The sequence below is a fragment of the Streptomyces sp. NRRL B-24572 genome (assembly GCF_002156145.1).
Classification (GTDB): Bacteria; Actinomycetota; Actinomycetes; order Streptomycetales; family Streptomycetaceae; genus Streptomyces; species Streptomyces vietnamensis.
Genome location: NZ_MWIG01001047.1, coordinates 1 through 5,087, shown reverse-complemented (window position 1 = coordinate 5,087; position 5,087 = coordinate 1). Strand labels below are relative to the sequence as shown.

Sequence of the window (5,087 nt, the reverse complement as noted above, 5' to 3'; positions counted from 1 at the left end):
GTCGGAGATCAACCCGCCCGAGGGCTACGCGGGTCAGTTCTTGGTGCGGGGCAGCCCGGGCGGGTTGATCTCCGACTTCGGCACGGCCTCCGTGCTCAGCCCCCACCGCTTGAGGACCTGTGCGTACGTACCGTTCTCGATGAGGTGGTCGATGGCGGCGGCGTAGGCGGCGACGAGGCCGCTGTCCTTCTTCGTGGTGGCCGCGATCTTGCCCTGGAGTCCTGCACCGGCCCCGGAGAACTTGCCGACGGCCTCGGTCTTCCCGTCGGCGGCCACGTGGTAGGCGACGGCGGGGTTGGGGCCGAGGTAGCCGTCGATCCGGCCGGACTGGAGGGCGAGGTAGTAGTCGGAGGCGTTGTTGTAGTACTTGATCTCGACGGGCTTGCGGCCGGCCTTCTCGTTCTGCTTGGACCAGTCGACGAGGATCTTCTCCTGGTTGGTGCCGCTGCCGACGGCGATCCGCTTGCCCGACACGTCCTCGGGGCCCTTCACCGTCCAGCCGGACCCCTTCTTCGCCTCGAAGGCGAGGTCGTCGAGGCGGTAGGTGGCGAAGTCGTACTTGTCCTTGCGCTCCTCGGTGACGGTGACGTTGGAGAAGACCGCGTCGTACTTGCCGCTGTCCAGGCCGACGAAGAGGTTCTCCCAGGAGACCGGGTTGAACTCGGGCTTCAGACCGAGGGTGTCGGCGACGAGGGTGGCGAGGTCGACTTCCACGCCGATCAGCGTCTTGTCGTCGGTGGCGCGGAAGGCGAGCGGCGGGTTGCTGTTGGCGGAGACGCCGAGGAGCAGGGTGCCTCTCTTGCGGACGGCCTCCGGCAGCTTGCCGGCGATCGTGTCGACCTTGGCGGTGTGGATGCGGTTCTGGTCGGGGCCGATGTTGATGCCGGTGTCCTTCTGGCCCTCCGGCTTGATCTCGCCGACGGCGGCGTCGCCGGAGCCGCAGGCGGTGAGGACTCCGAGGGCGGTGAGCGAGGCGAGGGCGGCGAGGACGGTACGACGGGTCTTCATGGCGGTACTGCTCCTTTGGCTGAGGGGGGGTCAGAGAACCTTGGAAAGAAAGGCGCGGGTCCGCTCGTGGCGGGGGCTGTCGAGGACCTCGGCCGGCGAGCCCTGCTCGACGATCCGGCCCTCGTCCATGAAGACCACGGTGTCGGCGACCTCGCGGGCGAAGCCGATCTCGTGGGTGACGACGATCATGGTGGTGCCGGAGGCGGCCAGGTCCTTGATGACGTCGAGGACCTCGCCGACGAGTTCGGGGTCGAGCGCGGAGGTCGGCTCGTCGAAGAGGAGCAGGCTCGGTTCCAGGGCGAGCGCGCGGGCGATGGCGACCCGCTGCTGCTGTCCGCCGGAGAGCTGCTTGGGGTAGGCCGCCGCCTTGTCGGCGAGGCCGACGCGTTCGAGCAGGGCCAGGGCCGTGGCCTCGGCTTCCTTGCGGGGCCGCTTCAGGGCCGAGACGGGCGCCTCGACGATGTTCTCGAGGACGGTGAGGTGCGGGAAGAGGTGGAAGTTCTGGAAGACGAAGCCGATCCGGGTGCGCTGCTTGAGGATCTCGCGCTCGCGCAGCTCGTAGAGCTTGTTCCCGGAGCGGCGGTAGCCGACGAGGACGCCGTCGACGCCGACCGTGCCGCTGTCGACCTTCTCCAGGTGGTTGATGGTCCGCAGCAGGGTGGACTTGCCGGAGCCCGAGGGGCCGAGGACGACGGTGACCTCGCCGGCCCGGACGTCGAGGTCGATGCCGCGCAGGACGTGGAGGGCGCCGAAGCGCTTGTGGACGGCGCGGATCTCGACCTTGGCGGTGGCGGCGGTCCCGCCGACGGCCTCGGCGGGGACGGCGGCGGGGACGGCGGTCTTGGTGACGGAGCTCATCGGACGCTCCCCTTCGCGTAGTGGCGTTCGACGTAGTGCTGGACGACGGAGAGCACGGTGGTGAGCAGGACGTACCAGGCGGTGGCGACCATGAGGAGCGGGACGACGCGTCCGTTGCGGCCGTAGACGACCTGGACCTGGTAGAAGAGTTCGCCGATCGCCATGACGGAGACGATCGAGGTGCCCTTGAAGAGCGAGATGATCTCGTTGGCGGCGTTGGGCAGGATCGAGCGCATCGCCTGCGGCAGCACGATCCGCCGCACCTGCCGGAGCCTGGGGATGCCGAGGGAGGCCGCGGCCTCCAACTGGCCCTCGTCCACGGCGAGTACGCCGCCGCGGACGATCTCCGCCGCGTAGGCCGCCTGGTGGAGGGCGAGCCCGAGGACGGCGGCGCTCATCTCGCCGACGAGGCCCATCGTGTCGAAGGAGAGGAAGCTCGGCCCGAAGGGGATGCCGATGCTCAGTTCCTCGTAGAGGTAGGCCAGGTTGAACCAGAAGAGCAGCTGGACGATGAGCGGGATGGAGCGGAAGGCCCAGATGTAGCCGAAGGCGACCGCCCGCAGGAACGGGCTGGCGGACAGGCGCATGAAGGCGAGGACGATGCCGATCGCGAAGCCGAGCGCGGTGCCGTAGAAGGTGAGCTGGAGGGTGATCCAGACGGCGTGGAGGATCGTCTCGGTGGTGAAGAAGGCGGCGAAGACGTCCCATTCCCAGCCGGGGTTGGTGACGAGCCCGTGGGCGAACTGGACGAGCAGGACGGCGGTGGCGGCGACGGCCGCCCAGCGCCAGGGGTGACGCACGGGTACGACGACGAGTGCGGGCGCGGTGGGCTCCGGCTCCTTCGTCACGGGGTCGGCGACGGGCGGATCGCTGGTGAGAGACATGGCGGTTCCTCGGAGAAGGATCGGGCGGCGGGAGGTGCGGCGCGGGTCAGGCGCTCAGCGGGGCGGGGAGCCGACACTCCCGGTCGCGCAGGAAGGCGAGGGCGGTCCGCGCGGTGACGTCGTTCTGCCCGAAGGCGACCCCGCCGGTACGGGGCCGGGTGAAGGCGCTGCCGGTGCGGGCGGTGGTGTGCGGTCCGAGGGCGAAGCGGCGCGGGTGCGGGCGTCCGTCGTGCTCCAGGATCCGGCCGTCGACGGGGTCGACGACGAGGAGGCCGCCGGCGGTGGCGCGGGTCCCCTCCTCGTACAGGGCGCGGAGGAGCGGGCTGCCGCTGAGCTCCAGGGTGGGGTCGGGGATCCGGGCCTCGACGAGGGCGCGGGCCTCGGTCCACTCCCCCGGTACGGCGGCGGACGCGGCGCGGAACAGGCCGCGTCGCTCGTCGGCCTCGACTCTGACCTGGGGGCCGAGGAAGCGGACGACGCCGGCGCGGGAGAGCGCGAGGAGCTGCCGCAGCCGGGGTCCCGGCGGCCCGGAGGCGAGGTAGCTGAAGAAGCCGTGCCACCAGCCGCCGGGGTCGAGGCGCTTGCCGAGCCGCAGGAGCTGGCCGTAGACGGAGAGCAGGCCGGCGAAGACGGCGGCGTCGGGGCTGTGGGCGGGGTCGTGGCGGCGGGTCACGTCCGCGGTGATGTAGTCGCGCAGGCCCTCCTGGAGGGCTTCGGCGGAGTCGTAGCGGATGCCGTCGAGGGGGTGGTCGAGGGCGTCGAGGTCGAGCCGGTCTGCGGGGTCGGGGACGGCGGCGGCGACGAGCGCGGCGAGCTCGGCCCCGCGGGGCGGCGCCTCCTCGTAGGCCTTCTCGAAGTCGCTCCGGGCGAGCGCGGTCCGCTCGGGGTGGGTGGAGAAGAGCCGGTGGTAGTGGGCCCAGCCGAGTTCCTTGTCGATGAGCGGCCACACATCACGACGGAAGTCGATCGGTCCGGTGCGCCGGAGCAGGGCGTCGGTCTGCTCGGTGCCGAAGAAGCGGGGCAGCGGCGGCCGTTCGCCGTCGAGGACGTAGCCGATCTTCGCGTGGTACGGGACGCCCCGGCGTGATCCGACGTGCAGGACCGGCTCCTTGCCGGAGGGCAGGTAGACGAGCTCGTCGCCCTCCCCTTCGTACCGTCCGCCGCGGCCTTCGGTGAGCAGGACCATCAGGTCGACGAAGGCGAGGCCGAAGCCGCGGACGAGGACGGGTTCGCCTGCGGGGAGGGCGGTGAGGTCGGTGTCGGCGGTGAAGTCGGGCGGGAGGTGGACGAGTCGGTGGCGGGCGGCGAAGTCGGCGAGTTCCCGCTGTTCCCGGTCGGGTTCGGCGTCGAGGTGGCCGACGGTGAGGACGACGAGGTCGGCGAGGAGGGGCACGGCGGTGCCCTCCAGCCAGACCCGCTGGCGTCCGTCGCGGGGTCCGCCGATCCGCAGGGCGGTGGTGCGGTGCTCGTGGACGGTGACGGTGGCGGGCAGGGCGGCGCGGGCCCGCTCGTACACCCAGCGCAGATAGGCGCCCTGCTGGGGGCGGGTGGGGAAGGTGCGGCCGTCGATGCCGGCCCATTCGGCGAGGGTGGGTCCGGGGAGGACGGGCCCTTCGAGGTCCACGCTCTCGTCGGTGAACATCGTGACGTCCTCGGCCTGGGAGTTCATCCAGAGCAGCGGGGACTGCGCGGTGCGCCAGATCCGGCCGGGTCCCGGCGGATGCGGGTCGACGAGGTGGACGTCGAGGGGCCCGTCGCCGTACAGCTCGGGCAGGTTGGCGGCGAGCCGTTCGAGGAAGCCGGTCCCCCGCGGCCCGGCGCCCACGATCACGAGGGAGGGGCTCGTGCTCATCGGGCACCGGCCGTTCCGCGGGCGTAGTGCCGCTCGACGTAGTACTGGCCGACGGAGAGGACCGAGGTGACGGCGACGTACCAGAGCGTGGCGACGAGCAGCAGCGGGATGACCTCGTACGTGCGGTGGTAGACGAGCTGGGTCGAGTAGAGCAGGTCCTGCACGGCGATGACGGAGACGATCGAGGTGCCCTTGAGGGTGCCGATCAGCATGTTCCCGGCGGGCGGGACGATGGCGCGCATGGCCTGCGGCAGCACGATCCGGGTGAGCCGGCGCCACCGGCCGAGGCCGAGGGACTGGGCGGCCTCGATCTGGCCCCGGTCGACGGAGAGGATGCCGCCGCGGACGACCTCGGCGGCGTAGGCGGCCTCGTGCAGGGTCAGGCCGATGACGGCGACGGCGACGGGGCCGAGGAGGTTGACCGTGTTCACGCCGAGGATCTGCGGGTAGAGCACGCCGATGTTGAACCAGAAGAGCAGCTGGAC

General features: G+C 71.4%; 5 protein-coding genes. All 5 read right to left on the bottom strand.

Annotated features, from left to right (window positions below; genetic code table 11):
* Positions 1–33: 33 nt before the first annotated feature.
* On the bottom strand, positions 34–1,008 hold the full coding sequence (locus CCN56_RS39965; protein WP_086832470.1) for an ABC transporter substrate-binding protein: 975 nt from the start codon (positions 1,006–1,008) through the stop codon (positions 34–36).
* A 30-nt stretch (positions 1,009–1,038) separates the two neighbouring features.
* Positions 1,039–1,866, bottom strand: coding sequence for an amino acid ABC transporter ATP-binding protein (locus CCN56_RS39960; RefSeq protein ID WP_256962434.1), 828 nt, complete (start codon positions 1,864–1,866; stop codon positions 1,039–1,041).
* Positions 1,863–2,750 carry an amino acid ABC transporter permease gene (locus tag CCN56_RS39955; protein ID WP_107484316.1) on the bottom strand — a complete coding sequence of 296 codons (888 nt, stop codon included), beginning with the start codon at positions 2,748–2,750 and terminating at the stop codon, positions 1,863–1,865. The genes CCN56_RS39960 and CCN56_RS39955 overlap by 4 nt, the downstream gene beginning before the upstream one ends.
* Positions 2,751–2,796: 46 nt before the next feature.
* Complete coding sequence (locus CCN56_RS39950) at positions 2,797–4,602, bottom strand: FAD/NAD(P)-binding domain-containing protein (RefSeq protein WP_086832469.1); 1,806 nt, start codon at positions 4,600–4,602, stop codon at positions 2,797–2,799.
* On the bottom strand, positions 4,599–5,087 hold a 489-nt coding region (locus CCN56_RS39945), incomplete at its 5' end, for an amino acid ABC transporter permease (RefSeq protein WP_143664819.1). The genes CCN56_RS39945 and CCN56_RS39950, both read right to left, overlap by 4 nt.

What these genes read in the sequence shown, in the direction of transcription:
- CCN56_RS39965 (WP_086832470.1), bottom strand. Translation starts at nt 1,008, where the DNA reads ATGAAGACCCGTCGTACCGTCCTCGCCGCCCTCGCCTCGCTCACCGCC.
- CCN56_RS39960 (WP_256962434.1), bottom strand. Translation starts at nt 1,866, where the DNA reads ATGAGCTCCGTCACCAAGACCGCCGTCCCCGCCGCCGTCCCCGCCGAG.
- CCN56_RS39950 (WP_086832469.1), bottom strand. Translation starts at nt 4,602, where the DNA reads ATGAGCACGAGCCCCTCCCTCGTGATCGTGGGCGCCGGGCCGCGGGGG.
- CCN56_RS39955 (WP_107484316.1), bottom strand. Translation starts at nt 2,750, where the DNA reads ATGTCTCTCACCAGCGATCCGCCCGTCGCCGACCCCGTGACGAAGGAG.